The sequence below is a fragment of the Streptomyces sp. 3MP-14 genome, assembly GCF_006334905.2.
GTDB classification, from domain to species: Bacteria; Actinomycetota; Actinomycetes; order Streptomycetales; family Streptomycetaceae; genus Streptomyces; species Streptomyces triticirhizae.
Map to the genome: position 1 here is coordinate 131,643 of NZ_VDLZ02000012.1, position 25,273 is coordinate 156,915.

The 25,273-nt window shown below is 73.1% G+C and carries 20 protein-coding genes and 1 pseudogene; 13 read left to right on the top strand and 8 right to left on the bottom strand.

All coding sequences use genetic code 11. The annotated features are described in order from the left end of the window. Window positions 1-64: 64 nt before the first annotated feature. Both dnaJ and FH609_RS20420 read left to right on the top strand, forming a co-directional pair. On the top strand, window positions 65-1,261 hold the full coding sequence (gene dnaJ / locus FH609_RS20415; RefSeq protein ID WP_139672388.1) for a molecular chaperone DnaJ: 1,197 nt from the start codon (window positions 65-67) through the stop codon (window positions 1,259-1,261). Between the two features lie 4 nt (window positions 1,262-1,265). Beyond that, window positions 1,266-1,721, top strand: a complete 456-nt coding sequence (locus FH609_RS20420) for a heat shock protein transcriptional repressor HspR (protein WP_139672385.1) — start codon at window positions 1,266-1,268, stop codon at window positions 1,719-1,721. Window positions 1,722-1,871: 150 nt separating this feature from the next. On the opposite strand, the gene FH609_RS20425 is transcribed toward FH609_RS20420, so the two are convergent. Both FH609_RS20425 and FH609_RS20430 read right to left on the bottom strand, forming a co-directional pair. Next, complete coding sequence (locus FH609_RS20425; protein WP_139672382.1) at window positions 1,872-2,525, bottom strand: phosphatase PAP2 family protein; 654 nt, start codon at window positions 2,523-2,525, stop codon at window positions 1,872-1,874. Between the two features lie 50 nt (window positions 2,526-2,575). Next, complete coding sequence (locus tag FH609_RS20430) at window positions 2,576-4,681, bottom strand: N-acetylmuramoyl-L-alanine amidase (protein WP_226961838.1); 2,106 nt, start codon at window positions 4,679-4,681, stop codon at window positions 2,576-2,578. A gap of 236 nt (window positions 4,682-4,917) precedes the next feature. Here FH609_RS20430 and FH609_RS20435 point away from each other — a divergent pair, with 236 nt between their 5' ends. After that, window positions 4,918-5,757 (top strand): trypsin-like serine peptidase, encoded by an 840-nt coding sequence (locus FH609_RS20435; protein ID WP_139672377.1) that lies wholly within the window; start codon window positions 4,918-4,920, stop codon window positions 5,755-5,757. Between the two features lie 117 nt (window positions 5,758-5,874). Here FH609_RS20435 and FH609_RS20440 read toward each other — a convergent pair whose 3' ends face one another. Further along, on the bottom strand, window positions 5,875-6,459 hold the full coding sequence (locus tag FH609_RS20440; RefSeq protein ID WP_193318056.1) for a Uma2 family endonuclease: 585 nt from the start codon (window positions 6,457-6,459) through the stop codon (window positions 5,875-5,877). A 203-nt stretch (window positions 6,460-6,662) separates the two neighbouring features. On the opposite strand from FH609_RS20440, the gene clpB reads away from it, so the two are divergent. The 3 genes from clpB to FH609_RS20455 all read left to right on the top strand — a co-directional run bounded on the left by clpB (window position 6,663) and on the right by FH609_RS20455 (window position 10,402). Beyond that, window positions 6,663-9,314 carry an ATP-dependent chaperone ClpB gene (gene clpB / locus FH609_RS20445; protein WP_139672371.1) on the top strand — a complete coding sequence of 884 codons (2,652 nt, stop codon included), beginning with the start codon at window positions 6,663-6,665 and terminating at the stop codon, window positions 9,312-9,314. Between the two features lie 156 nt (window positions 9,315-9,470). Beyond that, window positions 9,471-10,109, top strand: a complete 639-nt coding sequence (locus tag FH609_RS20450; protein ID WP_139672368.1) for a YbjN domain-containing protein — start codon at window positions 9,471-9,473, stop codon at window positions 10,107-10,109. Further along, entirely contained in the window at window positions 10,106-10,402 is a 297-nt protein-coding gene (locus tag FH609_RS20455) for an MTH1187 family thiamine-binding protein (RefSeq protein WP_139672365.1), read from the top strand. The genes FH609_RS20450 and FH609_RS20455 overlap by 4 nt, the downstream gene beginning before the upstream one ends. A 71-nt stretch (window positions 10,403-10,473) precedes the next feature. Here FH609_RS20455 and FH609_RS20460 read toward each other — a convergent pair whose 3' ends face one another. The 5 genes from FH609_RS20460 to FH609_RS20480 all read right to left on the bottom strand — a co-directional run bounded on the left by FH609_RS20460 (window position 10,474) and on the right by FH609_RS20480 (window position 17,215). Beyond that, window positions 10,474-11,604 carry an ABC transporter ATP-binding protein gene (locus FH609_RS20460; RefSeq protein ID WP_139672362.1) on the bottom strand — a complete coding sequence of 377 codons (1,131 nt, stop codon included), beginning with the start codon at window positions 11,602-11,604 and terminating at the stop codon, window positions 10,474-10,476. Continuing rightward, entirely contained in the window at window positions 11,601-12,743 is a 1,143-nt protein-coding gene (locus tag FH609_RS20465) for an ABC transporter ATP-binding protein (protein ID WP_139672359.1), read from the bottom strand. Before FH609_RS20465 ends, FH609_RS20460 begins: the two co-directional genes overlap by 4 nt. Beyond that, window positions 12,743-13,729, bottom strand: a complete 987-nt coding sequence (locus FH609_RS20470; RefSeq protein ID WP_139672356.1) for an ABC transporter permease — start codon at window positions 13,727-13,729, stop codon at window positions 12,743-12,745. Before FH609_RS20470 ends, FH609_RS20465 begins: the two co-directional genes overlap by 1 nt. A 13-nt stretch (window positions 13,730-13,742) precedes the next feature. After that, entirely contained in the window at window positions 13,743-15,254 is a 1,512-nt protein-coding gene (locus tag FH609_RS20475) for an ABC transporter permease (protein ID WP_139672353.1), read from the bottom strand. 251 nt (window positions 15,255-15,505) lie between these two features. Beyond that, window positions 15,506-17,215 (bottom strand): ABC transporter family substrate-binding protein, encoded by a 1,710-nt coding sequence (locus FH609_RS20480; RefSeq protein ID WP_226961839.1) that lies wholly within the window; start codon window positions 17,213-17,215, stop codon window positions 15,506-15,508. 419 nt (window positions 17,216-17,634) lie between these two features. Between FH609_RS20480 and FH609_RS20485 the strand changes: the two genes are divergently transcribed. From FH609_RS20485 to FH609_RS20515, 7 genes and pseudogenes are all read left to right on the top strand, one after another. Beyond that, window positions 17,635-18,219, top strand: a complete 585-nt coding sequence (locus FH609_RS20485) for a DUF2617 family protein (RefSeq protein WP_139672347.1) — start codon at window positions 17,635-17,637, stop codon at window positions 18,217-18,219. After that, window positions 18,216-18,959, top strand: a pseudogene (locus FH609_RS20490) (spermidine synthase); the annotation flags it as partial. The gene FH609_RS20485 and the pseudogene FH609_RS20490, both read left to right, overlap by 4 nt. A gap of 122 nt (window positions 18,960-19,081) precedes the next feature. Next, window positions 19,082-20,647 carry an SRPBCC domain-containing protein gene (locus FH609_RS20495; RefSeq protein WP_193318055.1) on the top strand — a complete coding sequence of 522 codons (1,566 nt, stop codon included), beginning with the start codon at window positions 19,082-19,084 and terminating at the stop codon, window positions 20,645-20,647. Window positions 20,648-22,063: 1,416 nt separating this feature from the next. After that, window positions 22,064-22,876 carry an aldose 1-epimerase gene (locus tag FH609_RS20500; RefSeq protein ID WP_226961840.1) on the top strand — a complete coding sequence of 271 codons (813 nt, stop codon included), beginning with the start codon at window positions 22,064-22,066 and terminating at the stop codon, window positions 22,874-22,876. A 10-nt stretch (window positions 22,877-22,886) separates the two neighbouring features. Continuing rightward, window positions 22,887-23,423 carry an orotate phosphoribosyltransferase gene (pyrE, locus tag FH609_RS20505; RefSeq protein ID WP_139672341.1) on the top strand — a complete coding sequence of 179 codons (537 nt, stop codon included), beginning with the start codon at window positions 22,887-22,889 and terminating at the stop codon, window positions 23,421-23,423. Window positions 23,424-23,645: 222 nt separating this feature from the next. Next, the gene (gene fbaA / locus FH609_RS20510) at window positions 23,646-24,668 is read left to right on the top strand and encodes a class II fructose-bisphosphate aldolase (protein WP_139672339.1); all 1,023 of its coding nucleotides are present in this window, start codon (window positions 23,646-23,648) and stop codon (window positions 24,666-24,668) included. 79 nt (window positions 24,669-24,747) lie between these two features. Then, on the top strand, window positions 24,748-25,161 hold the full coding sequence (locus FH609_RS20515; protein ID WP_139672336.1) for a DUF3151 domain-containing protein: 414 nt from the start codon (window positions 24,748-24,750) through the stop codon (window positions 25,159-25,161). Window positions 25,162-25,273 lie beyond the last annotated feature (112 nt).

Genomic DNA, 25,273 nt, shown 5'->3' on the forward strand with positions numbered 1-25,273 from the left:
CGGTGGCGCGGACCACCGGCGCCGGTGACCGGCGGATCGCTGAACGGAAGGAGGGACGCCGGGGATGAGCACCAAGGACTTCATCGAGAAGGACTACTACAAGGTTCTCGGCGTCCCCCGGGACGCGACCGAGGCGGAGATCAAGAAGGCGTACCGCAAGCTGGCCCGGGAGAACCACCCCGACGCCAACGAGGGCGACACGGCGGCCGAGGAGCGGTTCAAGAGCGTCTCCGAGGCCTATGACGTGCTCGGCGACGCCAAGCGCCGCAAGGAGTACGACGAGGCGCGCGCGCTCTTCGGGAACGGCGGCTTCCGCGCCGGTCCCGGCGGCGCCGGCCAGTTCAACTTCGACCTGGGCGACCTCTTCGGCGGCGGCCCCGGGCAACAGCCCGGCGGCCCAGCCGGTCCCGGCGGCGCGGCCGGCGGCTTCGGCGGCGGGCTCGGCGACGTCTTCGGCGGGCTGTTCAACCGGGGCGGCCCTGGGACGCGCACCCAGCCGCGCCGTGGCCAGGACATCGAGTCCGAGGTGACGCTCAGCTTCACCGAGGCGGTCTCCGGGGCGACGGTCCCGCTGCGGATGTCGTCGAGCGCGGCCTGCAAGACCTGCTCCGGCACCGGCGACAAGAACGGCACCCCCCGGGTGTGCCCGACCTGCGTCGGCACCGGCCAGGTCAGCCGGGGCGGGGGCGGCGGCTTCTCGTTGACCGACCCCTGCGTGGACTGCCGGGGCCGGGGCCTGATCGCCCAGGACCCGTGCACCGCGTGCCGGGGCAGCGGCCGGGCGACCAGCTCGCGCACCATGCAGGTCCGCATCCCGGCCGGCGTGGACGACGGGCAACGGATCAGGCTGCGCGGCAAGGGCGCGCCGGGGGAGCGGGGCGGCCCGCACGGCGACCTCTATGTGGTGGTGCACGTCGACGACCACCCGGTCTTCGGGCGGCGCGGCGACAATCTCACCATCACGGTGCCGGTGACCTTCCCAGAGGCGGCGCTCGGTGGTGAGATCAAGGTGCCGACGCTCGGTGGCCCCCCGGTCACGCTGAAGCTCCCGCCCGGCACCCCGGGCGGTCGCACCATGCGCGCCAGGGGGAAGGGCGCGGTCCGCAAGGACGGCACCCGGGGCGATCTGCTGGTCACGATCGAGATCGCCGTGCCACGCGACATGGGCGAGAAGGCGCGCAAGGCCCTGACGGAGTACCGCGCCGCGGCCGAGGGCGAGGACCCCAGGGCAGGGCTGTTCGAGGCCGCGAAGGGAGAGTAACGAGATGGACGGCCGGCACGGACAGAGCAGTAACCCCTACGAACTCACCGACGACACGCCGGTCTACGTCATCTCCGTGGCCGCGCAGCTCTCCGGGCTCCACCCGCAGACGCTGCGGCAGTACGACCGGCTCGGCCTGGTCTCCCCCGACCGGGCCGCCGGGCGCGGCCGCCGCTACTCGGCGCGCGACATCCAGCTGCTCCGCCAGGTGCAGCGGCTCTCCCAGGACGAGGGGATCAACCTCGCCGGGATCAAGCGGATCATCGAGCTGGAGAACCAGGTCGCCGCGCTCCAGGCGCGGGTGGTCGAGCTTCAGCAGGCGGTGGAGGGCGCGGCGGTCGCGATGCGGCAGCGGGAGGCGCAGGTGCACGCCTCCTACCGCAGGGACCTGGTGCCCTACCAGGACGTGAGCCAGTCGTCGGCGCTGGTCGTCTGGCGGCCCGACCGCCGCCGCCGCTGAGCCCCGGCCGGGCCGGCCGCACGGCACGACAGAACGAACGCGACAGAACGAACGCGACAGAACGAACGCGACAGAACGAATGCGACAGAACGAATGCGACGCCCGTTCGCGCCCCACGCACGGGGGCGCGGACGGGCGTTCGCGCTGTGGTCAGCCGGTGGCGGCGCGGCGCAGGTAGCGGCCGATCAGGGGGAGGAACGCGCAGCTCAGCGCGGTGGCCAGCAGCCAGCCGGCGAGCACGTCGGTGGGCCAGTGCACGCCGAGATAGACCCGGCTGAAGCCGACCGCCACCGCCCACAGCGCGGGCACCCCCACCGCCAGCGCCCGGGTCAGCGGGCGCCGGCAGTGCGGCCACAGCGCGACCGCCAGGCCGATCGCGACCAGCGCCGAGGTGGTGGCGTGCCCCGAGGGCAGCGCCGGGTTGTTGACGTGCATCGCCCAGTGCGACTCCGGCGGCCTGGGCCGGTCGATCGCCAACACCAGGCCGTAGCGCAGCAGTTGGGCCACCAGCAGCGCTGCGCCGCCGGTCACGGCGCCCAGCCACCAGACGTTCCGCGCCACCAGCGCGCCGGCCGTCATCGCCAACACGACGGCCGGCACCCGGGTGCCGGAGTCGGTGATCACGGTGAGCACGTCCTCCCCGCCGGGGGTGCGCTCGCGCAGCGCCCAGTCGTGCGCCGCGCGGTCCACGCCCAGCGGGTCGTTGCCGCCGGCCACCACGACCGCGATGACGACGGCGCACAGCAGGGCGGCGAGCGCCGCGCACAGCGGCAGCGCGCCGGCGGGCGCGCGTCGGGGCACCATGGGGCGCCATCCTAGGCGTTGGGCCACGGGAGGCGGCCGTCGTGGCGGCGTCAGCGGCGGCGCACCGTCACGTCGTCGGCCCGCACATAGGCGACCCGGTGGCCGAGTTGCACCTGGTAGTACTCCTCGCCGCTGATCACCTGATGGCCCGCCGGATCGAAGGTGGTGGCCCAGTAGTACGTGCTGTCGGTGCGCAGCCCGACCACGTACTCCTGGTCCGCCGGAATCTCGTACTCCAGCGGCACCACCGGCTGGACCGGCACGCCCGCCGGATAGGCGCCGGCCTCCGGGTAGGCGCGGCCGTAGACCGGGATGGACTCGGCGCCCGGGCGGCCGGTCGCGACCCAGCCGCGCGCCGGGTGCGCGGTGGGCGCCTCGGCCGGGTTGTGGAACCAGGCCCGCTGCCCGAGGTACCAGATCGCGGTCCAGTCGCCCTGCCGGCCGGCGACCGCGAACTGCTGGCCGGCGGTGGCGCGGGCGCCCACGTCGTTGACGCCGATCGTCGACCGGCCGTCGTCCGGGTGCGTGCCGAAGTCGCTGACCAGCGGCGCCTCGTGGTCCGGCGCGGTGTGCAGGCGCACGGCCGACGAGCCGTGCGGGGCGCACGCGCTGCCCGCGCCGGCACAGTCGGTGAACTCGGGGGTGTGCTCCTCGTAGTCCGGCGCGATGGTCACCACCCCGGCGCGCGGGCCGCCCGCCGCGCCGGCGCCGTCCGCGTCCGCGCCGGCGCCGTCCGCGTCCGCGCCGGCGTCCGTGGCGTCCGCGCCGGCGCGCCTTTCGTCGAAGGGGGCGCCCAGCAGCTCGAAGTAGTGGGACCAGTCCCAGTAGGGACCGGGGTCGGTGTGCATCCCCGCGACGGACTCCTCGGTCGGGCCCTGCACGTTGTCGTGCCCGAGGATGTGGTGCCGGTCCAGCGGGATGTCGTACCGCTCGGCCAGATAGCGCACCAGACGGGCCGAACTCCGGTACATCGCCTCGGTGTACCAGGCGTCCGGGTCGGTCAGGAAGCCCTCGTGCTCCAGGCCGATCGAGGTGGCGTTGACGTACCAGTTGCCGGCGTGCCAGCCGACGTCCTTCGTTGCCACATGCTGCGCGACATGGCCGTCGGCGGAGCGGAGGCTGTAGTGCCAGGAGACATAGGTCGGGTCCTGGACCAGGTCGAGGGTGGTCTCCCAGGTGGCCTCGGTGTCGTGGATGACGATGGACTCGATCGCCTGGGAAGCGGGCCGGTCGGCGAGGTCGTGGTTGCCGTAGTCGCCGTCGCCCAACTCCTCGTAGGGCGCGGGCAGCCAGGTGCAGGAGATCCGGCGCGGGCACTCGACGGCCGGGTCGCGCTCGGCGTCGGGCAGGCCGAGGGCCTCGGCGGTGGCGGTATCGGGCGTGACCTCGGCGGCCGGCAGCTCGACGCGCTGGCCCTCGGCGGTGGTGCGCCGCTGGCCCTCGGCGATCACCCGGTACACCTCGTCGGCGAACGCCCGGGCCGCCGGCGCGGTGTCGGCGCCCGGGTAGGCGGCGACGGCGCCGTACCAGTCGGCCGGGTCCGCGCTCGGCGGCGCGCCCAACTCCCGCTGCGCGTGCGCCAGCAGCGCGGCGCCGCCGCGCACGTTGGCCGCCGCCTCGGTGCGCAGCTCCTCGGCCGGCAGGCCGGTCAGCTCGGCGGCCAGCGGCAGCGTGGACCGTTCGACGGCCGCCCGCGCCTCGGCGGCGTGGCTCGCCTCCGTGGCGTGGCCCGGGTCGCCGGCGCGGGTGGCCGCGCCGGCCGGCGCCAGCGGGCGGGCCGCGTCGCCGCGCGGGTCCTCGGCCCCGACGCCGTGGTGGCCGGCCCCGTGGTGGCCGGCGGCCGAGGCGTCCTCGGCCAGCGCGATCGCGACATCGGTCAGGTGCATGGGGCCGTAGCCGCCGGAGACGCTGGCCGCGCCGGCGTGGCCGTCCCAGCGGGACTGGAGGTAGGCCACGCCGAGCAGCACGCTCTCCGGCACGCCGTACTCGTCGGCCGCCTCGTCGAACGCGCGCTGGAGCGCGTCCCGGTCGGTGCCGGCGGCCGCCGGCGGGGCGGTGGCGCCGACGGCGAGCAGCGGCAGGGACAGCGCGAGGGCGACCGCCGCCTGGCCCGCCCGCCGGACGAGCGGCGAGCGGAGCGGCCGGGAGCGGGACAACGCTGGCCTCCGGGGCGGGAGTTGCGGGCGGGATGCCGTCGTCGGTGCCATGAACATGCTGTTACCCACGGCCGGGCCCGGCGAAGCGGCCGGGCGGGCCGGCGCGATGCCGCCGGGCGGGCAGCGGCCGGGTTGCCGTGGTGTCAACGCGGCGCGCCCCGAGCTGAGGGAGGATCACCCACTCGTTCGGCGGACGGTGGCTGGACTTCACCTCGGGGTGATTCCAGGGTGTCGGTATGAACGTAGCGCGCCTGCCCATAGCCATCGCCGCCGTCGTGGCGGCGCTGTTTGTCACGGCGCCCCCGGCGGTGGCGGCCGATCCCTGGGCGCAGGGCACGGTGAGCACCGTGGGCAAGATCATCTGGGAGACGGGGGACGGCCGCCTCGGCCTCTGCTCGGGCGCGGTGGTGGACGCGCCCAACGGCAGCGTGGTGGCCACGGCGGCGCACTGCGTCAGCGCGCGGGAGAGCCCGAAGGCGCCGGGCGACGTCTACTTCGTTCCCGCCTACGACCACGGGCGGGACAGCTACCGCGAGAACGGCTGGCGGGTGGCCTCGTTCCATCTGCCCGAGGGCTGGGACCCGTTCGGGGAGACCGGCGCGATCCTGCCGCACGACTACGCGTTTCTGACGCTGGAGCCGAAGGACGGCGTCACCGTCCAACAGGCGTCGGGCGCCAACGAGTTGGCGTTCGAGCCGGTGCGGGAGAGCGGCGAGGTCGCGGTGCTGGGCTACCCGGCGGCCGACCCGTACGACGGCGAGTCGCTGCGGTACTGCGCGGGCGAGACCAATGTGCTGGACGAGAACGAGGCGGAGCCGGTCAACCTCGGCGGGCTGCTGCTGGACGGCTGCGACCTGACCGCCGGCTCCAGCGGCGGGCCCTGGCTCCAGGACTACGACCCGGCGGCCGAGGCGGGGACGGTGGTCGCGGTGATGTCCGTGGGCAGCGGCGAGGGTCAGGTCGTCGGCCGCCCCTTCCCCGAGGCGGCCCGCCCCCTCTTCGACGCGGCGGGTGCCTCCGGCGGCGAGCCGGCCGATGCGGGTGCCTCCGGCGGCGGACCGGCGGATGCGGGCTGAGGCACGCGCTGGCGCACTACCGTGCCCGCCGCGTCCGAGGCGAGGACGCGGGGGTCCCGCAGGCGAGGCGTTCCGCCGGGTCTTCGCGGGGACGACGCCGCCGAGGCATGAGCCCTGTCAGAGCAGGTGGCTGGTGTCGAGGTCGAAGGCGAACGGGGGTGGCAGGGGGACCGGCTTGCCGTAGGTGAAGGAGAAGACGGCCTCGTAGTCCCGGCGGGCGGGCTCGCTGTGCAGGGTGACGGTCTGCTCCTCGCGGTCGATCAGCAGGTAGAGGGGAATGCCCCCGAGGGCGTAGCCGCGCCGCTTGGCCCCCCGGTCCAGCTCGGGCCGGGAACCGGTGATCTCGGCGACGAGGGCGACCCCGTCCGGGGCCATCCAGGACGGTGCGTCGTCGAACAGGGCGAGGTCACAGGGCGCGAAGGTGGCGTCGGGGATGACGTGGTTGCGCAGCCGCCGGCCGTCACCGGGCAGCGCGAGGCCCTTGTTTCCGGCGACGTCCATCTCGGTCGCCGAGTGCCGCAACACCTGGCGAACGAGCCTGCTGAAGTTCGCCTCGTGGGCACCGACCGGGGGCGGGGTCACGACGATCTCCCCTTCGACAAGTTCGGCGTGGAAGCCCTCGGGCGTCTCAAGCGCCAGAAAGCCCTCCAGGAGGGAGTCGTCCTCGATCGGCATGGGTTGCTCATGCGCCATAGCCGTCATGGTGCACCTCCGAGTTCTCGGTGGCCAGTCTCGTCGGCGGACGGGCGCCGCCGTCGCGGGATGCCTGTCGTTCACCTGAACGAATGGGGATGTGTGTGGCCCGTTGACCGGGGACGTTTGGCGCGTAGCCCCTTGAGTGGACTAGACTCAACTTATCGCACGCAGCATCTGGCAGGCCGTGGGGATCGGAGGAGTACCGCGAAGTGAACGCCGAGTTGACGAACAGGAGTCGGGACGCCATCAGCGTGGCGAGTCAGCGCGCGCTCACCGACGGGCACCCGGACATCACCCCCGAGCATCTGCTGTTGGCGCTGCTCACCGGGCGGGACAACGAGAACGTCCAGGATCTGCTCGCCGCCGTCGAGGCCGACCAGGCCGCGCTGCGGGCCGGGGCCGAGCGGCTGCTCGGGCAGCTGCCCCGGGTGCAGGGCGCCTCCGTCGCCCGGCCGCAGCCCAACCGGGAGCTGCTCGCCGTGCTCGCCGACGCCCAGCAGCGGGCCGGGCGGCTGGGGGACACCTTCGTCTCCACCGAGCACCTGCTGATCGGGCTGGCCGCCAGGGGCGGGCAGGCCGGCGCGCTGCTCGGCGAGCAGGGCGCGAGCGACCGCCGCCTGGAGGAGGCGTTCCAGAAGGCGCGCGGCGAGCGGCGGGTCACCTCGGCCGACCCCGAGGGGACGTACAAGGCGCTGGAGAAGTTCGGCACCGACCTCACCGAGGCGGCGCGGGAGGGCCGGCTCGACCCGGTGATCGGGCGGGACCACGAGATCCGCCGCGTGGTGCAGGTGCTCTCCCGCCGCACCAAGAACAACCCGGTGCTGATCGGCGAGCCGGGCGTCGGCAAGACCGCCGTGGTGGAGGGCCTGGCGCAGCGGATCATCAAGGGCGACGTGCCGGAGTCGCTGCGGGACAAGCGGCTGGTCTCGCTCGACCTGGGCGCCATGGTGGCGGGCGCCAAGTACCGGGGCGAGTTCGAGGAGCGGCTGAAGTCCGTGCTCGGCGAGATCAGGTCGAGCGACGGGCAGATCATCACGTTCATCGACGAGCTGCACACCGTGGTCGGCGCGGGCGCCGGCGCCGACTCCGCGATGGACGCGGGGAACATGCTCAAGCCGATGCTGGCCAGGGGCGAGCTGCGGATGGTCGGCGCGACGACGCTGGACGAGTACCGGGAGCGGATCGAGAAGGACGCCGCGCTGGAGCGCCGCTTCCAGCAGGTGCTGGTCGCCGAGCCCGACGTGGCGGACTCGATCGCGATCCTGCGCGGGCTCAAGGGCCGCTACGAGGCGCACCACAAGGTGCAGATCGCGGACGGCGCGCTGGTGGCCGCCGCCACCCTCTCCGACCGGTACATCACCTCCCGCTTCCTGCCGGACAAGGCGATCGACCTGGTGGACGAGGCGGCGTCCCGGCTGCGGATGGAGATCGACTCCTCGCCGGTGGAGATCGACGAGTTGCAGCGGGCCGTGGACCGGCTGCGGATGGAGGAGCTGGCGCTGGCCAACGAGTCGGACGTCGGCTCGCGGGAGCGGCTGGCCCGGCTGCGCGCCGAGCTGGCGGACCGCGAGGAGGAGCTGCGCGGCCTGACCGCCCGCTGGGAGAAGGAGAAGCAGGGCCTGAACCGGGTCGGCGAGCTGAAGGAACGGCTGGACGAGACCCGGGGCGTGGCCGAACGGGCCCAGCGGGAGGGCGACTTCGAGGCCGCTTCCAAGCTGCTCTACGGCGAGATCCCGGCGTTGGAGCGGGAGTTGGCGGCCGCCTCGGAAGCCGAGGAGGAGGCCAAGAAGGACACCATGGTCAAGGAGGAGGTCGGCCCCGACGAGATCGCCGACGTCGTCTCCGCCTGGACGGGCATCCCGGCCGGCCGGCTGCTGGAGGGCGAGAGCGAGAAGCTGCTGCGGATGGAGGAGGAGCTGGGCCGCCGGCTGATCGGGCAGACGGAGGCGGTCCGCGCGGTCTCCGACGCGGTGCGCCGGGCGCGGGCCGGGGTGGCCGACCCGGACCGGCCGACGGGTTCGTTCCTCTTCCTCGGCCCGACGGGCGTCGGCAAGACGGAGCTGGCGAAGGCGCTGGCCGACTTCCTCTTCGACGACGAGCGGGCCATGGTCCGCGTCGACATGAGCGAGTACGGCGAGAAGCACTCGGTGGCCCGGCTGGTGGGCGCGCCGCCCGGCTATGTCGGGTACGAGGAGGGCGGCCAGCTGACCGAGGCGGTGCGCCGCCGCCCGTACACGGTGGTGCTGCTGGACGAGGTGGAGAAGGCGCACCCGGAGGTCTTCGACACGCTGCTCCAGGTGCTGGACGACGGCCGGTTGACGGACGGGCAGGGCCGCACCGTCGACTTCCGCAACACGCTGCTGATCCTCACCTCCAACCTGGGCAGCCAGCATCTGATGGACCCGCTCGCCAAGCCGGAGCAGCAGCGCGAGCAGGTGCTGGCGGCGGTGCGGGCCGCGTTCCGGCCGGAGTTCCTGAACCGGCTGGACGACCTGGTGGTCTTCCAGGCGCTGGGCGGCGCCGAGTTGACGCGGATCGCGCGGCTCCAGGTGGACGCGCTGCAACGGCGGCTGGCGGACCGGCGGCTCACCCTGGACGTCAGCGAGCTGGCGCTGGAGTGGCTGGCGCTCCAGGGGCACGACCCGGCGTATGGCGCGCGGCCGCTGCGGCGGCTGGTGCAGACGGCGATCGGCGACCGGCTGGCGCGGAAGATCCTCTCCGGTGAGGTGCGGGACGGCGGGACGGTCCGGGTGGACGCGGCCCTCGACGGCGAGCTGACCGTGGAGCCGGTGGAGCCGGCCGAGGGCGAGGAGTCCACCGGGGCCGACGACGGTCGCGCCGTCGCGTCGGACGCCGCCTGACGCGGGCAGTGCGCGGGGCGCGCGGGGCGCGGGTGGCGCCCCGCGTCCCCGGGGGCGCGGACCTTGGGCGGACATGCCCCCTTCCTGCTGGTTGCCCGCCGGGGGCGGTGGTGGGGGAGGATGGGGAGTCCGCTAATCCGTACGAAGGGACCACCCGTGTCCGTTGACCCGTCCGCCATCCCGAACTTCGGGGGGCGGCCCGAGAAGCCCGAGCAGCAGCGCGGCCAGGGCCAGCAGCAAGGTCAGCAAGGCCAGCAGGGCCAGCAAGGTCAGCAGAGGGCGACCAAGCCGACCGGCCCGATCATGCCGAACCAGGACCTGATCAAGCAGCTGCTCGACCGGATGCAGCTGAAGTACGTGGAGGACAAGCAGGGCGACCTGGTGGCGCCCTGGAAGCAGTACCGCACGTACTTCATGTTCCGGGGCGAGGAGAAGCAGCGCGTCATCTCGGTGCGCACCTTCTACGCCAGGCCGCACTCCATCGACGACAAGCCCCGGCTGCTGGAGAGCGTCGACGAGTGGAACCGCACCACCCTGTGGCCCAAGGTCTACACCCACACCAACGACGACGGCACCGTGCGGCTCGTCGGCGACGTGCACATGCTGCTGGGCGCCGGGGTCGCGTTCGACCACTTCGTGGCGAGCATCGTCAGCTGGGTGCGCGCCGGCATGGAGTTCGACCGGTGGCTGGTCGAACGCCTCGGCCTGGCCAAGGACGTGGAGAACGCCGGGAGCGCCGACGAGGGCGGTGCGGCCGGCGAGAACGGCGACGCGACGCCCGGGGACCCGGCGTGATCGTCGCGTTCTCGGTGACCCCGATCGCCGCGGGTGAGGACGTCGGCGAGGAGGTCGCCGAGGCGGTGCGGGTGGTGCGCGCCAGCGGGCTGCCGCACCGCACCGACGCCATGTTCACCTCGCTCGAAGGCGAGTGGGACGAGGTGATGGCGGTGGTCAGGGACGCGGTGGCCGCCGTCGAGGCCAGGGCCGGGCGGGTCAGCCTGGTGCTCAAGGCCGACATCCGGCGGGGCGTCACCGATGGCCTGACGGCGAAGGTGCGCCGCGTCGACGAGCTGCTCGCCGAGGACTGACCCAACGCGCGAGCGGCCGCACGGGCGGGCGCCCGGCCGTCTCGACCAACGGCCGGCGCCCGCCCGGCCGTTCAGCCCGCTGTCTCCGCATCCGAGGACGCCGCCGGCTCCTCCGAGGCAGCCGCCGACGGCCCCGCCGTCACGCCCGGCACCGGGGCGTCCACGGCGGCCACGCCCGGCCCGACCTCCTCCGCGAAGTGGCAGGCCACCGGGTGGCCGGAGCCCCGGTCGCGCAGCTCCGGCTCCTCCGTCGCGCAGATGTCCTGCGCCTTCCAGCAGCGGGTGCGGAACCGGCAGCCGCTCGGCGGGTCCAGCGGGCTGGGCACGTCGCCCGTCAACACCGTGCGCCGCCGCTGCCGCTCGCGCCTCGGGTCGGCCAGCGGCGCGGCCGACAGCAGCGCCTGGGTGTAGGGGTGCGAGGGGCGCTCGTACACCTCGTCCCTGGTGCCGGTCTCCACGACCTTGCCCAGGTACATCACCGCCACCCGGTCCGAGATGTGCCGCACCACCGACAGGTCGTGGGCGATGAACACATAGGCCACGCCCAGCCGTTCCTGGAGGTCCTCCAGCAGGTTGACCACGCCGGCCTGGACCGACACGTCCAGCGCGGAGACCGGCTCGTCCAGCACCAGCAGCTTCGGCTGGAGCGCCAGCGCCCGCGCGATGCCGATGCGCTGCCGCTGCCCGCCGGAGAACTCGTGCGGGTAGCGGTTGCCGTGCTCCGGGCTGAGCCCGACCAGCTCCAGCAGCTCGGCGACCCTGGCCCGGCCGCCCTTCCGCCACAGCCCCTGCACCTTCAGCGGCTCGGCGACGATGTCGTTCACCGGCAGCTTCGGGTTGAGCGAGGCGTACGGGTCCTGGAAGACCATGCCGGCCTTGCGCTGCACCGGGCGCAGCTCGCCCGCCTTGAGCCCGGTGATCTCCTGCCCGTCGAAGCGGACCGAGCCCGAGGTCGGCCTGATCAGCTGGAGCAGGGCCCGGCCCGTGGTGGACTTGCCGCAGCCGGACTCGCCGACCACGCCCAGCGTCTCGCCCTCGTCCACGGCGAACGACACCCCGCTCACGGCCTGGACCTGGCCCACCGTCCGGCGCACCAGACCCCCGCCGCGCACCGGGAAGTTGACCACCAGGTCCCGCACCCGCAGCAGCTCCTCGCCGCCACCCCTCTCCCGGCTCTTGTCCAGGTCGGTCGTCGCGGTCATCGCCCCTCCTCCGGGGTGCGGAAGAACGCCGTGGCGTCCTCGGCCTCGGCCAGTCGCTCGCTGTGGTGGCAGGCGGCCCGGTGTCCCTCGCCGACGTCGGCGAGTTCGGGTTCGTCGGTGCGGCAGACCTCGGTGGCCAGCGGGCAGCGCGGCGAGAACGGGCAGCCGGCGGGGAGCCGGATCAGCGAGGGCGGGCTGCCGGCGATCGGCCGCAGCCGCTCGTCGCGCTCCCCGTCCAGCGCCGGGATCGAGCCCAACAGCCCGGCCGTGTACGGCATCCGGGGCTCGTAGAAGACGTCGTCGGTGGCGGCGATCTCGACCGGCTTGCCGGCGTACATCACCAGCGTGCGGTGCGCCATGCCGGCGATCACGCCCAGGTCGTGGGTGATCATCAGGATCGCGGCGTTGACCGTGTCCTTGACCTCCAGGAGCTTCTCCAGGATCTGCGCCTGAACCGTCACGTCGAGCGCGGTGGTCGGCTCGTCCGCGATGATCACGTCGGGGTCGTTGATGATGGCCATCGCGATCATCACCCGCTGCCGCATCCCGCCGGAGAACTCGTGCGGGTACGCGCGCAGCCGCCGTTCCGCCTGCGGGATGCCGACCAGGTTCAGCATCTCGGCGGCCCGGGCCAACGCCTGGCGGCGCGGCACCAGATGGTGCGCCAGCACCGCCTCGGCCAGCTGGTCGCCGACGCTGCGCACCGGGTTGAGCGAGGTCATCGGGTCCTGGAAGATCATCGCAATCTTCCGCCCCCGCAGCGCCTGTTGCTCCCTGGGCCGCAGCGTCAGCAGCTCCTGGCCCCGGTAGCGGATCGAGCCGCGCACCCGGGCCGACTTGGGCAGCAGGCCCATGATGGCCATCGAGGAGACGGACTTGCCGGAGCCCGACTCGCCGACGATGCCCAGCACCTCGCGGGCCCGCAGCGTGTAGCTCAGGCCGCGCACCGCCTGCACGGCGCCGTCGTCGGTGGGGAACTCGACCGTCAGGTTCTCGACGGTGAGGATCTCCTCGTCCGACGGCGGTTTGGCGTCGGCCAACGTGTGGGCGGCGTGGACCTCTTCGGCCGCCTCCGTGACCGCCGCCTCGACGGGCGGCGTGGGGGCCTTCGGTGTGTTGATGGGAGGAGTCAGGGACATCAGTCACGCACCCGGGTCTGTCGGGGGTCGAAGGCGTCGCGCAGCCCGTCGCCGATGAAGTTCACCGACAGGGCGATGGCGATGATGAACGCGCCGGGCCAGTAGAACAGCCAGGGCCGCACGCTCAACGCCGTGCGGTAGTCGGTGATCAGCCGCCCCAGCGAGGTGTCCGGCGGGCGCACGCCCAGGTTGAGGAAGGACAGCGCCGACTCGGTGAGCACCGCCGTCGCGATGGTCAGCGTCGCCGAGACGATGATGATGCCCACCGTGTTGGGCAGGATGTGCTTGAAGATGATCCGCCGGGCCGAGGTGCCCACCGAACGGGCCGCCTCCACATACTCCTTCTCGCGCAGCGACAGCACCTCGCCGCGCACCAACCGGGCGATCTGCGTCCACATGCACAGGCCGAGGAAGAACGCGAAGAGCAGCACGCCCTTGCCGGCCACGATCACCCCGATCAGGCCCGCCAGCAGCAGCGTCGGAACGGCGATCACCACGTCGGTGATCCGCATCAGCACCGACTCGGTCCAGCCCCTGAAGTAGCCGGCGAGCGCGCCGACCACGGTCCCGACCAGCGTCGCGACCAGGCCGACGATCACCGCGATCAGCAGCGACACCTGGGCGCCGCGCATGGTGAGGGCGAAGTAGTCGCGCCCCACGTTGTCCTGGCCGAACGGGTGCTCGCCCAGGTGCACCCCGCCGCCGCCGAGGAAGCCCGGCAGCACCGACAGGGTGGGCCGGCCCTCGCCGACGACCGAGCCGGTGGTGGTGGGGTCCTTGTCCCACCAGCCGGGTATCGGGCCGGCGCCGATGCTGGTGACCGCGAGGATCACCACCAGGCCGAACAGCACCATGCCGGCCAGCGCGCCCCGGTGCCGGAAGAACCGGCGGCGCACCAACTGCCCCTGGGAACGGGCGACCACGGTCATGCCGTGGGCCGCGTTCAGCTCTTTTTCGGGAGCCCCGCTCTCCGCGTTTCGCGTCATGGGTCGATCTCCTTTACGACAACCGGATGCGAGGGTCGAGGAAGGCGTAGACGATGTCGGCGATCATGTTGAAGACCACGATCGCGCCGCCGGCCACCAGGAAGAACGCCATGATCGGCATGGGGTCGCCCTGTTCGATGCCCTGGAAGAGCAGGGAGCCCATCGCCGACCAGCCGAAGACCTCCTCGGTCAGCACCGCGCCGCCGACGATGGTGCCGATGTCGTAGGCGACCAGCGTGGTGATGGGGATCAGGCCGTTGCGCAGCACGTGCCGGGTGACCACGGCCCGCTCGCTCAGGCCCTTGGCGCGGCCGGTGCGGACGTAGTCCTGGTTCATGACCTCCAACATGCTGGCGCGGGTGTAACGCGTGTAGCTCGCCAGCGAGATGAGGACCAGGGCCAGCGTCGGCAGCGCCAGGTGGCCCACCGAGTCCAGGCCCGACTCCCAGAACGTTCCCGAGTAGTTGGGGGTCTCGGCGCCGATCGTGGAGATCGGCCGGCCGTTCACCGACTCGCTGTAGTCGGCGAACGACTGGAGCATCCGGTCGGTGAAGATCACCGCGGCGGTGAAGACGCCGGTGAGGATCGACGCCGGAACGGCCGCCCTCCGGTACAGCTCGCCGCCGAGGAACCAGCCGACGGCGCCGCTGATCGCCACGGTGAGCAGCGCGAGGCCCACCACGGTCAGCAGTTCGGGGTCCTCCAGCACCGGGCCGAGCGCCAGCGCGGCGACCACCCCGATGCCGGCGGTGATCAGCGCGGCCTTCAGCGGCGGCTGCCAGTCCAGGCCGCTGACCAGGGTGGTGAACCCCAGCGCCCCGCCGAGAGCGGACAGCGCGATGACGATGGGCCCGAGCCCCGGGTCGGCGAACCACTCGGTGGCGGAGAGCACCAGCAGCAGCACCGCCATCGCCGCCGTCGCCGAGCCGAACGCCGTCAGCCGGCTGCGCCGGTCGCCGACGACCAGCGAGCCGCAGGCCAGGCCGACGATCAGGGAGATGCCGCCGACGAAGATCGGCGAGATGGTCGGATCGGCCAGCCAGTCGTTGAAGTCCAGCGCGAGGAACTGCTTGAGCAGGGTACCGACCCAGAACATCGGCAGCGAGAAACAGACGAAGGCGACGAACGTGACGGTCTGGTCCAGCGCCGTGTACTGCCGCAGCGCCGAGATCACGCCGACGGCGATGCCGATGACGATGGCCAACACGGTGGCGCCGGTGATCAGTTGGAGGGTCGCGGTGAACGCGCCCTCCAGGGCGGCGCTGACGCTCTGGCCCTGCCGGTCGACGCCCAGGTCGCCGGTGACGACGTCGGTCAGCCAGTTGAGGTAGCGGACGAGGACCGGGTCGTCCAGGCCCATGCGCTCGGATATCTCGGCCATCGCCGCCTCACGGGCGCCGTCCGGCAACTGTCTGGCCTCGGCCAGCGGGTCGCGGATGCGGGTCGACAGGAAGAAGACCACGACCGTGGAGGCGAGGAAGACCCAGATCGAGACGAAGAGCCGCCGCGCGATGAAGACGAGCATGGCGCTGACTCCTGAGGTTCACGGGGTGAGTTCTACGAGGTGAGTGCTACGGGGGGAGTGCTACGGGGTGAGTTCCACGGGAGGAGGAAGCGGGGAGCGGGTCGGGGGCGTGACGGGCGTTCCCGGAATACGGGACGCGGGGCCGGGAAGTCTCAGTTCCCGGCCCCGCACCCGTTCAACACGGCGCCGCGCGGGCGCCGTTCGAGCGGCGGGAGGTCAGCGCGGCGCGCGGTGACATCCCGTCGGCTCCGTCAGCTCTTGCTCCACGTCTGGGCGTTCCAGACGATGCCGTTCTGGGACGGGTTGGAGACCACGTTCTCCACCTGGCTGTTCCAGGCGGTGATGCCCGGGTGCTGGTACAGCGGGATGGTGACCAGGTCCTCCCAGAGGTGCGCCTCGATCTGGGCGGTCAGGTCCACCGCCTCGGCGAGGTCCGAGGTGCGCAGCACCTGGTCCAGCAGCTCGTCCAACTCCTCGTTGCCGTAGCAGCCGTTGTTGTTGCCCTTGCCGTCCGGGCTGCACTCGGCCACCGTGCGGTAGGTGGAGTTCCAGCCGGAGCGGTCCGGCGAGCCCGACCAGGCGAACATCGCGACGTCGAAGCGGTTCTCGGAGAGCGCCCCGGTGGTGTCGAAGAAGTCGGCGGCGGGCTGGAAGTCCACCTCGAAGCCGGCCTCGTTGCAGGAGCTCTGGATCAGCAGACCCGCGTCGTTGCGGCGCTGGTTGTCCAGGGTGCCCAGGACGACCTCGGTGCCGACCGCGTTCTCCTCCTCCAGGATCTGGCGGGAACGCTCGATGTCGGTGGTGCCGTACTGCTCGATCCACTCGGCCGAGGCGTCCACGGCCTCCTGGTAACCCTCGTCCCAGGGCGCCACGTTGCGGACCTGCTTGACGGTCGCGTCCGGGACCACCGGCGCGATCAGGTTGTCCACCAGCGTCTGGTACGGCACGCAGAGCGCGAACGCCTCGCGCAGCGCGTGCGAGTCGGCGAACGGGCCGTCGTTGAAGTTGAAGTCCAGGTGCTCGTAGACGTACTCCTCGCCCACCACGGACTCGATGCCGCTGGCGGCCTCGATCTGCTGGGCCATGTCCACCGTGGGCTGCGGCTCGATGATGTCCGCGTCGCCGTTCTGGAGCGCCTGCACCTGCTCCGGCTCGGCGACCATCCGGATGATGATGGTCTCGGCGGTCCCGGGCTCGCCCCAGTACTCCTCGTTCCGGGACAGCGTCACGTACTGGTCGGCCACATAGTCGGTGATCCGGTACGGGCCGGAGGAGGGGATCATCGACTCGTCCGGCAGCGCGCCGTCGATCAGCCAGCCGTTGTTGAAGAACTCGGCGGCCGGCTCAAGGGGCGCCGGGTCGTCGGCCTGGAGGGCGGCCAGGAACTCCTCCGGGGTGAACCCGGCCTGCTCGGCCACCACATGGGCCGGCATGAACACCACGTTGCCGTGGCCGGGGCCGGCGGTCAGCCAGTCGGCGTAGGGCTGGTCGTAGACGAGCGTGAACGCCTTGTCGCCGTCGGCGCACTCCGGCATCGCGGTGTCCTCGATGCCGGTGATGCCCGGCGACGAGAACATGCTGTCCCACCGGCCGCTCTTCGCGGTCCACCACAGCAGCACGTCGTCGCAGTCGATCGGCGTGCCGTCCGACCAGACCGCGTTCTCGTTGATGCTGTACTCGATGGTCAGCGGGTCCTCGGAGGTCATCTCGAACGTACCGAACTCCTCGTTCGGTATGGGCTGACCGTCCTCGTTGCCGAAGCGCCAGAAGCCGGACAGCACCTGCTCCATGACCTGGCCGTTGGCCGCCGAGTTGGCGCCAGCCGTGGTGCCGTTGTAGCTGTCCCAGGGCTGGGCCATCGCGTAGGTGACAGTGCCGCCGCTCCCCCCGGCGTTCGACTCCTCGTTGCTCTCTTCGCCGTCGTCGCTACATGCGGAGAGGACGAGAGCCCCTCCCAACATGGCCGCGACGAGCCTCGACGTTCTGCCGAATCGCGTCATCTCTGGCCTTCCACGCGTGAATGGCTTCGGGTGAAGTTGTCGTGAGCCTCCTCATAGATGGAGGTCCTAACAAGTGCGTCACCGTGACCGTTGTGCAGCCGAGATGTGACGAACGCCGCTCCGTGACCCGAGAGTTGGCCCAATCGGTGGCACATGGGGGCGATTCGCTCCGGTCTCCGCGCGTTGACCACCCCCGGGTGTCCGCTATCCGGGCAGTCGATTAGTGGACACCTGACCTACCCTGTCCCCCGACGGGGGAAATCCGCCGGAGTTGGGTAAAACGCCTGTGGGCGTGGGGAGTTCCGTGGTTCGGTGGATTCGTTGCTCTTGGGAGGGTCGGGCACACCACCCTCAACTGCGGGTCATGCGGGGGCGGTTCCATGCTGACGACCATCAACACCACCTTCACCGACACCCGGGCGGGTGACCTTACCTGGTCGCTGGAGCGTGGGCCACAGCCAGCGCTGGCCACCCTCGACCTGGAACTGGCCGACACCTCCGTCCAGTTGCGCGTCCTCGGCGCGTCCCACCAGGTACTGCTCAACGGCAGCAGGGGCGGCTGCGCCGAGACGGTGGCCTGCCTGGCCGGCGACAACTCCCCGCTGCCGCTGGGGGTCTCGCGCCGACTCGGGGACTACGACTACGAGTTCGCCGCGCATGTGGAGACGCTCAGCGCCGGCTCGTTCGCCGGCCGCGCCCAGGAGCTGCTGGCGCTGGTGGCCGAACACCCCCACGGGCTCGCCGCGTTGTTCCCCGGCGACCCCAACGCGTTCACCGCGCTGCTCGCCCAACGGCAGGGCGGCCAGGTCCACTGGCGCACCTGGCACTCCTATCCACAGGAGCGCCGGCTGGTGGCCACCAGGACCCGCGTGGTGGGCGCGCTGCGCGCCGTGGAGACGACGGGGAAGTCCACTCCTGTGGGTGACAGGGCGAGTTCGAGGTGTGACGTAACGTTCGGTTCATGATCGAGACGTCCGAAGCCGAGCGCGCGGGCGGCCCCTCCTCCACCGCCGCGCTGCCGGTGTCGCCGGGGGTGGGGCGGGCCCTGGTGCTGGCCGCGGTCTTCGTCTGCGCGGCCTGTGGACTCGTCTACGAACTGGAGTTGATCGCCCTCGCCGACTACCTGGTGGGGGACACGGTCACCCTCACCTCCCTCGTGCTCTCCTCGATGGTCTTCGCGATGGGCATCGGCTCGCTGGGCGCCAAGCGGCTGCGCGCCCGCGCCTCCGTCAACTTCGCACTGATCGAAGCCCTGTTGGCGCTCGTCGGCGGCTGCTCGGCGACCGTGCTGCACCTGTGCTTCCTGTGGATGGGCGAGGTGCGGCCGGCGCTGATCGCGTTCTCGCTCACCATCGGCCTGCTGATCGGCGCGGAGATGCCGCTGCTGATGACCCTGATCCAGCGCATCAGACGGCAGGACGCCGGGCGGGCGGTCGCCGACCTGTCGGCCGCCGACTACGTGGGGGCGCTGCTCGGCGGCCTCGCCTTCCCCTTTCTCCTGCTGCCGCTGCTCGGCCACCTCAACGCGGCGCTGCTCACCGGCGTCGTCAACGCGCTGGCCGGCGGCGCCGTCGTGCTCTGGCTCTTCCGCGGCGACCTCAGCCGGCCGACGCTCGCGCGGCTGACCCTGGTCGTGCTGGGCGTGACGGCGGTGCTGCTGGCCTGCACGCTCACCGTCGACTCGCTGGGCGAACGGGCGGAGCGGCTGCTGCGCCAACGGACGGCGGAGGACCGGGTGGCGACGTTCTCCTGTGCCCCCTCGGCGGCGCGCGGTGCGTTTGGCCCGACCAGTAACATATGCGCCGATCAGTGGGTAGGCTCCGCGCCATGGAGCACGAGGTCTACCTCCCGTACGCCCCCGCTGTCGTCCTGAGCGCCTTCGCCGAGCCCCGGCGGGTGGCGCGTTGTGTGCCGGGGCTCCAGCCGGCCCAGCCGGGGACGCCGGCCGACCGGGACGCCGGGCCCGACGCGTTGCGCGGCCGGCTGCGGCTGCGGGTGGGCTCCTCCAGCATCACGTATCGCGGGTCGCTGGTTGTGGCGACGGGGTCGGACGACGGCTCGGACCGGGTGGTGGTGCGCGCCGAGGGCGAGGAGGCCAGGGGATCGGGCACCGTCAGCCTGGTGTTGACGGTCACCGCGCGCCCGGTGGACGAGGGCGCGGGCTGCGCGCTGACCGTCGAGGGGCGGCTGACCGCGACCGGCCGGGTCGCCGAACTCACCGACGAGCAACGGGAGTCGACGGGGCGTCGGCTGCTGGATCGTTTCGCTGCCGCGCTGGCTGACGAACTGTCCCAGAACGCGGCGCCGATGCCGCCCTCGGGCGGCATCGGCGAACCGGACGACAACGAGCGGGTGATCCCGGGCATTCCGACGGCGTCCTCGCCTGGCGGCGAGCCTCGGGACGGTGAGCCGGCGCCGCCGGCGCCGCCTGGCGGCGGCAGCGCTTCGGGAGCGGGGGTGCCGAGGGGGCGCTCGGCGGACGAGCCGACCGGGTCGGCCTCCGGCGGGGGTGCCTCCGGCGGGGGTGCTGTGAACGGTGAAGGTGCGGAGCCGGGTGGGCGCGGTGCCTCCGGCGGTGCGGATGTGGGCGGCGACGGAGCCGGGGCCGGGGGTCCGGGTGCTTCCGGCGGGCCGGCTTCGGAGTCCGCGTCCGGCGAGGGTTCGGTGAACGGTGAGGCGTCCGGTGGGGGTTCGGCCTCCGGCCGGGGTGCTGCTGGCGGTTCCGTGTCCTCCGGGTCCGCCTCGGGCGAGGGCGCCTCCGACGGTGCGGATGTGGGCGGTGAAGGAGCGGGGCCCGGGGGCCCGGGCGCCGGCGGGGATGCGGCGGGTTCCGCCTTCGGCGGGGGTTCGGTGAACGGTGACGCGTCCGGTGAGGGTCCGGCCTCCGGCGCAGATTCCTCCGACGGCCCGGTGTCCTCCGAGTCTGCCTCCGAGGGGGTGGCGAACGGCGACGGCTCCGGTGAGGGTCCGGCCGCCGGCCGGGGGGCCTCCGATGATGAGGATTCGGCCGATGGTGATGGTTCCGCTTCGGGGGCTGGCCGGGCCGGCAAGGCCTCGGCCCCCGTGGAGCCGGCGGCCTCCGAGCCGGCGGCGGAGCCGGGCTCGCTGGGGGGCAGGGTGGCCGGGCGGGGTGAGGGCACCCCGTCGGCGTTGAACCCGGAACGTTCCGAACCTTCCTCGCTGCCCGCGCCCGAGGCCGACCACGCCCGGCGCACGATGATCGGCAGGAGCGCGGAGGAGGTCGATCACGCCCCGCCGCGCGGGCGTTACGCCCCCGAGCCGGCGCCCGAGGAGGGCGGACGCTCCGGCGCGTTGTTGCGTTGGGCCGCGCCGGCCGCCGCCCTCGCGGTGGCCTCGGCGGTGGCGCTGCGCCGCGCCCTCCGCCGCCGCTGATCCGGCGGGCCGCTGTCGCGGTGGCCGCTCTTGCGCCAGCCCGGCCGGCGGCCCGGCGATCCAGGTGGCCGTAGGCGCTGACCCGGCGGCCCGGCGGCCCGGTGATCCGGGCGGCCTTGCCGCCCCTGACGCGGTGGCCCGCTGTCGCGGCATCCCGGCCGGCGGTTTTCGGCGGCCTCCGCGCCGCTGACGCGGCGGCCCGACCGCGTTCCGTGAGTGCGCGGCTGCGCCTTGGCACCGCTGATGCCATAGCCCGTCGCGTTGCCCGAGTGCGTAGCGGCGCCGCTGTTGCCGCAGGTGGGCCGGCGGCCGGTGACCCGGCCGGCCTTGCCGTCGCTGATGTGGCGGCCCCGGCGGCCGTTCCCCGAGCGCGGCGCAGCCGGCCGGCGGCCCGGGTCGCGTTCTCCGAACGCGCGGCAGCGCCCCGGCGCCGCTGAGGCGGTGGCGGCCCCGGCTGCCCTGGAGCGACAACTCGCTGACGCGGCAGCCGGGTCGGCGGCCTCGGTCGGCCCTGCGCCGCAGCCGGCCGGCGGCCCGGGCGCCGTAGCCCGTCGCGTTGCCCGAGTGAGTGGCAGCGCCCCGCCGCCGCTGACGCGGTACCCGGGCGCCCCGGAGTCCCGGCGCCGCAACCCGCTCGACGGCCCCGCGCCGCCGATGCCGCCGCCCGGCCGGCGACCCCGTGACCCGGGCTGCCTCGCCGCCGCTGACGCCGGGGCCCGACCGGCTGCCCCGGCGCCGCTGAGACGGGGACTCGTCCGCGTTCCCCGAACGAGCGGCAACGCCCCGGCGCCCGGCCGGGACCTCGGCTGCCCCTGGGCCCGTTGACGCCGCAGCCCGCTCGAAGTCCCGGTGACTCGGGCGGCCTTGTCCCGGCTGAGGCGGTGGCCCGTCCACGTTCGCCGGCCGAGCGGCGGTATCCCGGCTGCCCTCGGTGCCGCTGGTGCGGCCGTCCCGGCCACCGTTCGCCGAGCGCGCGGCAGCGCCCCGGGCGCCGCAGCCCGCTCGACGGCCCGGCGCCCCGTGCGGCCTCGCCTCCGCTGACGCGGCGGCCCCCGGCGGTGTTCTCCAAGCGAGCGGCGTGCTCCGGGCGCCGCACCGGTCGGCGGTCTGGTGACGTGGGCGGCCTTGCTGCCGCTGAGGCGCGCGTTCGCCGGGCGAGCGGCGGTATCCCGGCTGCCCCTCGGCGCCGCTGGTGCGCCCGTCCCGGCCACCGTTCACCGGATGCGCGGCAGCGCCCCGTGCGGCCTCGCCGCCGCCGACGCGGCCGCCCCATGCGCCGCAGCCCAGGCCCCGGGCCGGTGCCCCGACGGCCCTGGCCGCCGTTCCTTAATCGCGCGGCAGCGCCCCGGCACCACGCGCCGTCCAGCATGAGGTCACCATTAGTCATTTCATACATCAGATCGTTATCGTCGAGGGGTGACCATCGATGACACGGAACGTGGAATCCGACTCCGCGCCGGCGATGCCGAGTTGGTCGTCCGGCCCGACCAGGGGGCGCGGCTCTCCTCGCTGACGGTTGGCGGGTTCCAGCTGCTGCGCCAGGGCGAGCGGTTCGGCTCCTTTGTGATGGCGCCCTGGTGTGGCCGCACGCGGCAGGGCCGGTTCCGCAACGGCGCGGTCGAGCACCAGCTTCCGGTGGACGCCGGTGAGCACGCCATCCATGGCACGGTGCGCCGCCGGGCGTGGACGACCGCGCGGGCGGACGAGCGGTCCGCCGCCCTGTACTGCGATCTGATCGAGCCCTGGCCCTACCCGGGCCGGGTCACCCAGCTGGTGGAGCTGGCCGAGGACGGCGGTTCCGTCACCCTCACGCTGGGCGTGGAGACGGCCGGCAACTCCTTTCCCGCGCAGGCCGGTTGGCACCCCTGGTTCCTTCGGCAACTCACCGAGGGGGGCAGGCCGGTGGAGATCGACTTCGCCGCCGAGTGGCAGGAGGAGCGCGGCGAGGACCATCTGCCGACCGGCCACCGGATCGCGCCCAAGCCGGGCCCGTGGGACGACTGCTTCGGGATGCCGGACGGCGTCGAGGTCCGGCTGAACTGGCCGGAGCAGCTGGCGTTGACCGTCACCAGCCGCTCGGAGTGGGCGGTGGTCTACGACGAACTGCCGGAGGCGGTCTGCGTGGAGCCGCAGTCCGGGCCGCCCAACGGGCTCAACACGCATCCCCGCCTGGTCACCGAGCTGGAGCCGCTGGAGGTCTCCACCCGGTGGGAGTGGCGGCTGGCATAGGGTCGGGGCCATGAGCGCGCGTGCACAGCTTCTTCAGCAGATCAAGGACAAGGCCGTCGTCCACGGCCGGGTGATCCTCTCCTCGGGGCAGGAGAGCGACCGGTACCTGGATCTGCGGCGGGTCGCCCTGGACGGCGAGGCGGGCCCGTTGGTCGGCCAGACGATGCTGGACCTCACCGCCGAGCTGGAGTACGACGCGGTGGGCGGGCTGACCCTGGGCGCCGACCCGGTCGCGGCCGCCATGCTGCACGCGGCGGCGGCGCGGGGCGAGCGGCTGGACGCCTTCGTGGTGCGGAAGGCCGGCAAGGCCCACGGCCTTCAGCGGCGGATCGAGGGCCCTGATGTGACGGGCCGGCGGGTGCTGGCCGTGGAGGACACCTCGACCACCGGCAACTCCGTGCTCACCGCCGTCGAGGCACTGCGCGAGGCCGGGGCCGAGGTGGTCGCGGTGGCGGTGGTCGTGGAGCGCGGCGCGGGGCCGGCGGTCGAGGCGGCGGGGCTGCCGTACTACGCGGCGTTCGATCTGGCCGACCTCGGGTTGGACTGAGCCGCCTGGACTGAGCCGCCCGGCCCGAGTGGCCTGAACGCAGCCGCCGGGACTGAGCTGCGGAGACTACACAGCGTCACGGTTTCACGTGAAACCGAGGCGGGCCGTCACGGCCGCCCGTCGCCGTCTGGGAGGATGGGCCCGACGATGATGCCCGGGACGCCAACGAAGACGTTCCCTGATGACGAGTAGCAGCCCATCGCACACTCAAGGAGCGCACAGATGCCCATCGCGACCCCCGAGGTCTACAACGAGATGCTGGACCGGGCGAAGGCCGGCAAGTTCGCCTACCCGGCCATCAACGTGACCTCGACGCAGACCCTGCACGCCGCGCTGCGGGGCTTCGCCGAGGCGGAGAGCGACGGCATCGTCCAGATCTCCACCGGTGGCGCCGAGTTCCTGGGCGGCCAGTACAACAAGGACATGGTCACCGGCGCCCGCGCGCTGGCCGAGTTCGCGCATGTGGTCGCCGAGAAGTACCCGGTCAACGTGGCGCTCCACACCGACCACTGTCCCAAGGACAAGCTGGACGGCTATGTCCGCCCGCTGCTGGCGATCTCCAAGGAGCGCGTGGACCGGGGCCTCAACCCGCTGTTCCAGTCGCACATGTGGGACGGCTCGGCCGAGACCCTGAAGGACAACCTGGAGATCGCCGCCGAGCTGCTGGCGCAGGCCGCCGCCGCCAAGATCGTGCTGGAGGTGGAGATCACCCCCACCGGCGGCGAGGAGGACGGCGTCTCCCACGAGATCAACGACGAGCTGTACACCACCGTTGACGACGCGCTCCGCACCGCCGAGGCGCTGGGCACCGGCGAGCGCGGCCGCTACCTGCTGGCCGCCTCCTTCGGCAATGTGCACGGCGTCTACAAGCCGGGCAACGTGGTGCTCCGCCCCGAGCTGCTCAGCGACCTCCAACGGGGCGTCGCCGAGGTGACCGGCAAGCAGGACCCGTTCGACTTCGTCTTCCACGGCGGCTCCGGCTCCACCGCCGAGGAGATCGCCACCGCGCTGGAGAACGGCGTGGTGAAGATGAACCTGGACACCGACACCCAGTACGCCTTCACCCGGCCCATCGTCGACCACGTCTTCCGCAACTACGACGGCGTGCTCAAGGTCGACGGCGAGGTCGGCAACAAGAAGACCTACGACCCGCGCAGTTGGGGCAAGTCCGCCGAGGGCGGCATGGCCGAGCGGGTCACCAGGGCCTGCGCCGACCTGCGGTCCACCGGCACCAAGCTGAAGTAGGCACGCGACACAGCCTGACGATCACGGCCGCGCCCGGATGCGTCTGGGCGCGGCCGTGGCGGGAAGGCAGACTGGACCCATGGTCACGCACGAGAATCTGCTCGGGGGACCGCCCCCGACCCATCTGCCCGACGATCCCGAGCCCCGCGAGCTGCTGGCTTCCGGCACGGCGCCGGCCGAGGTGGCGGCGAAGTACCCCACCTCCTCGCTCGCCTGGGCGCAGCTCGCCGACGACGCCTTCGCCGAGGGCCGGGTCATCGAGTCCTACGCCTACGCCAGGACCGGCTACCACCGGGGCCTGGACGCGTTGCGCCGCAGCGGCTGGCGCGGGCACGGCCCGGTGCCGTTCGAGCACGAGCCCAACCGGGGCTTCCTGCGCGCCCTGCACGCCCTGGCCCGGGCCGCCGGCGCCATCGGCGAGCAGGAGGAGTACGAGCGCTGCACCCAGTTTCTCCGGGACTCCTCGCCGACGGCGGCGGACACGCTCTCCTGACCCATCCCAGGCGAGCCCGACAGATCCCAGGCGAGGCGCCCTGTGCGCGGGGCGCCCTCGCCGGTGTTGGCCGGCCGGCCGTCCGCCGTGCCGAGCGCATCGAGACCGCAGA

Excerpts from the sequence above, each read along its gene's own strand:
- FH609_RS20515 (WP_139672336.1), top strand. The coding sequence starts at position 24,748 with ATGGTCACGCACGAGAATCTGCTCGGGGGACCGCCCCCGACCCATCTG.
- FH609_RS20485 (WP_139672347.1), top strand. The coding sequence starts at position 17,635 with ATGCTGACGACCATCAACACCACCTTCACCGACACCCGGGCGGGTGAC.
- FH609_RS20440 (WP_193318056.1), bottom strand. The coding sequence starts at position 6,459 with ATGACGGCTATGGCGCATGAGCAACCCATGCCGATCGAGGACGACTCC.
- FH609_RS20495 (WP_193318055.1), top strand. The coding sequence starts at position 19,082 with ATGGAGCACGAGGTCTACCTCCCGTACGCCCCCGCTGTCGTCCTGAGC.
- FH609_RS20480 (WP_226961839.1), bottom strand. The coding sequence starts at position 17,215 with ATGTTGGGAGGGGCTCTCGTCCTCTCCGCATGTAGCGACGACGGCGAA.
- FH609_RS20420 (WP_139672385.1), top strand. The coding sequence starts at position 1,266 with ATGGACGGCCGGCACGGACAGAGCAGTAACCCCTACGAACTCACCGAC.
- dnaJ (WP_139672388.1), top strand. The coding sequence starts at position 65 with ATGAGCACCAAGGACTTCATCGAGAAGGACTACTACAAGGTTCTCGGC.
- FH609_RS20470 (WP_139672356.1), bottom strand. The coding sequence starts at position 13,729 with ATGACGCGAAACGCGGAGAGCGGGGCTCCCGAAAAAGAGCTGAACGCG.
- fbaA (WP_139672339.1), top strand. The coding sequence starts at position 23,646 with ATGCCCATCGCGACCCCCGAGGTCTACAACGAGATGCTGGACCGGGCG.
- FH609_RS20465 (WP_139672359.1), bottom strand. The coding sequence starts at position 12,743 with ATGTCCCTGACTCCTCCCATCAACACACCGAAGGCCCCCACGCCGCCC.
- FH609_RS20475 (WP_139672353.1), bottom strand. The coding sequence starts at position 15,254 with ATGCTCGTCTTCATCGCGCGGCGGCTCTTCGTCTCGATCTGGGTCTTC.
- pyrE (WP_139672341.1), top strand. The coding sequence starts at position 22,887 with ATGAGCGCGCGTGCACAGCTTCTTCAGCAGATCAAGGACAAGGCCGTC.
- FH609_RS20435 (WP_139672377.1), top strand. The coding sequence starts at position 4,918 with ATGAACGTAGCGCGCCTGCCCATAGCCATCGCCGCCGTCGTGGCGGCG.
- FH609_RS20460 (WP_139672362.1), bottom strand. The coding sequence starts at position 11,604 with ATGACCGCGACGACCGACCTGGACAAGAGCCGGGAGAGGGGTGGCGGC.
- FH609_RS20425 (WP_139672382.1), bottom strand. The coding sequence starts at position 2,525 with ATGGTGCCCCGACGCGCGCCCGCCGGCGCGCTGCCGCTGTGCGCGGCG.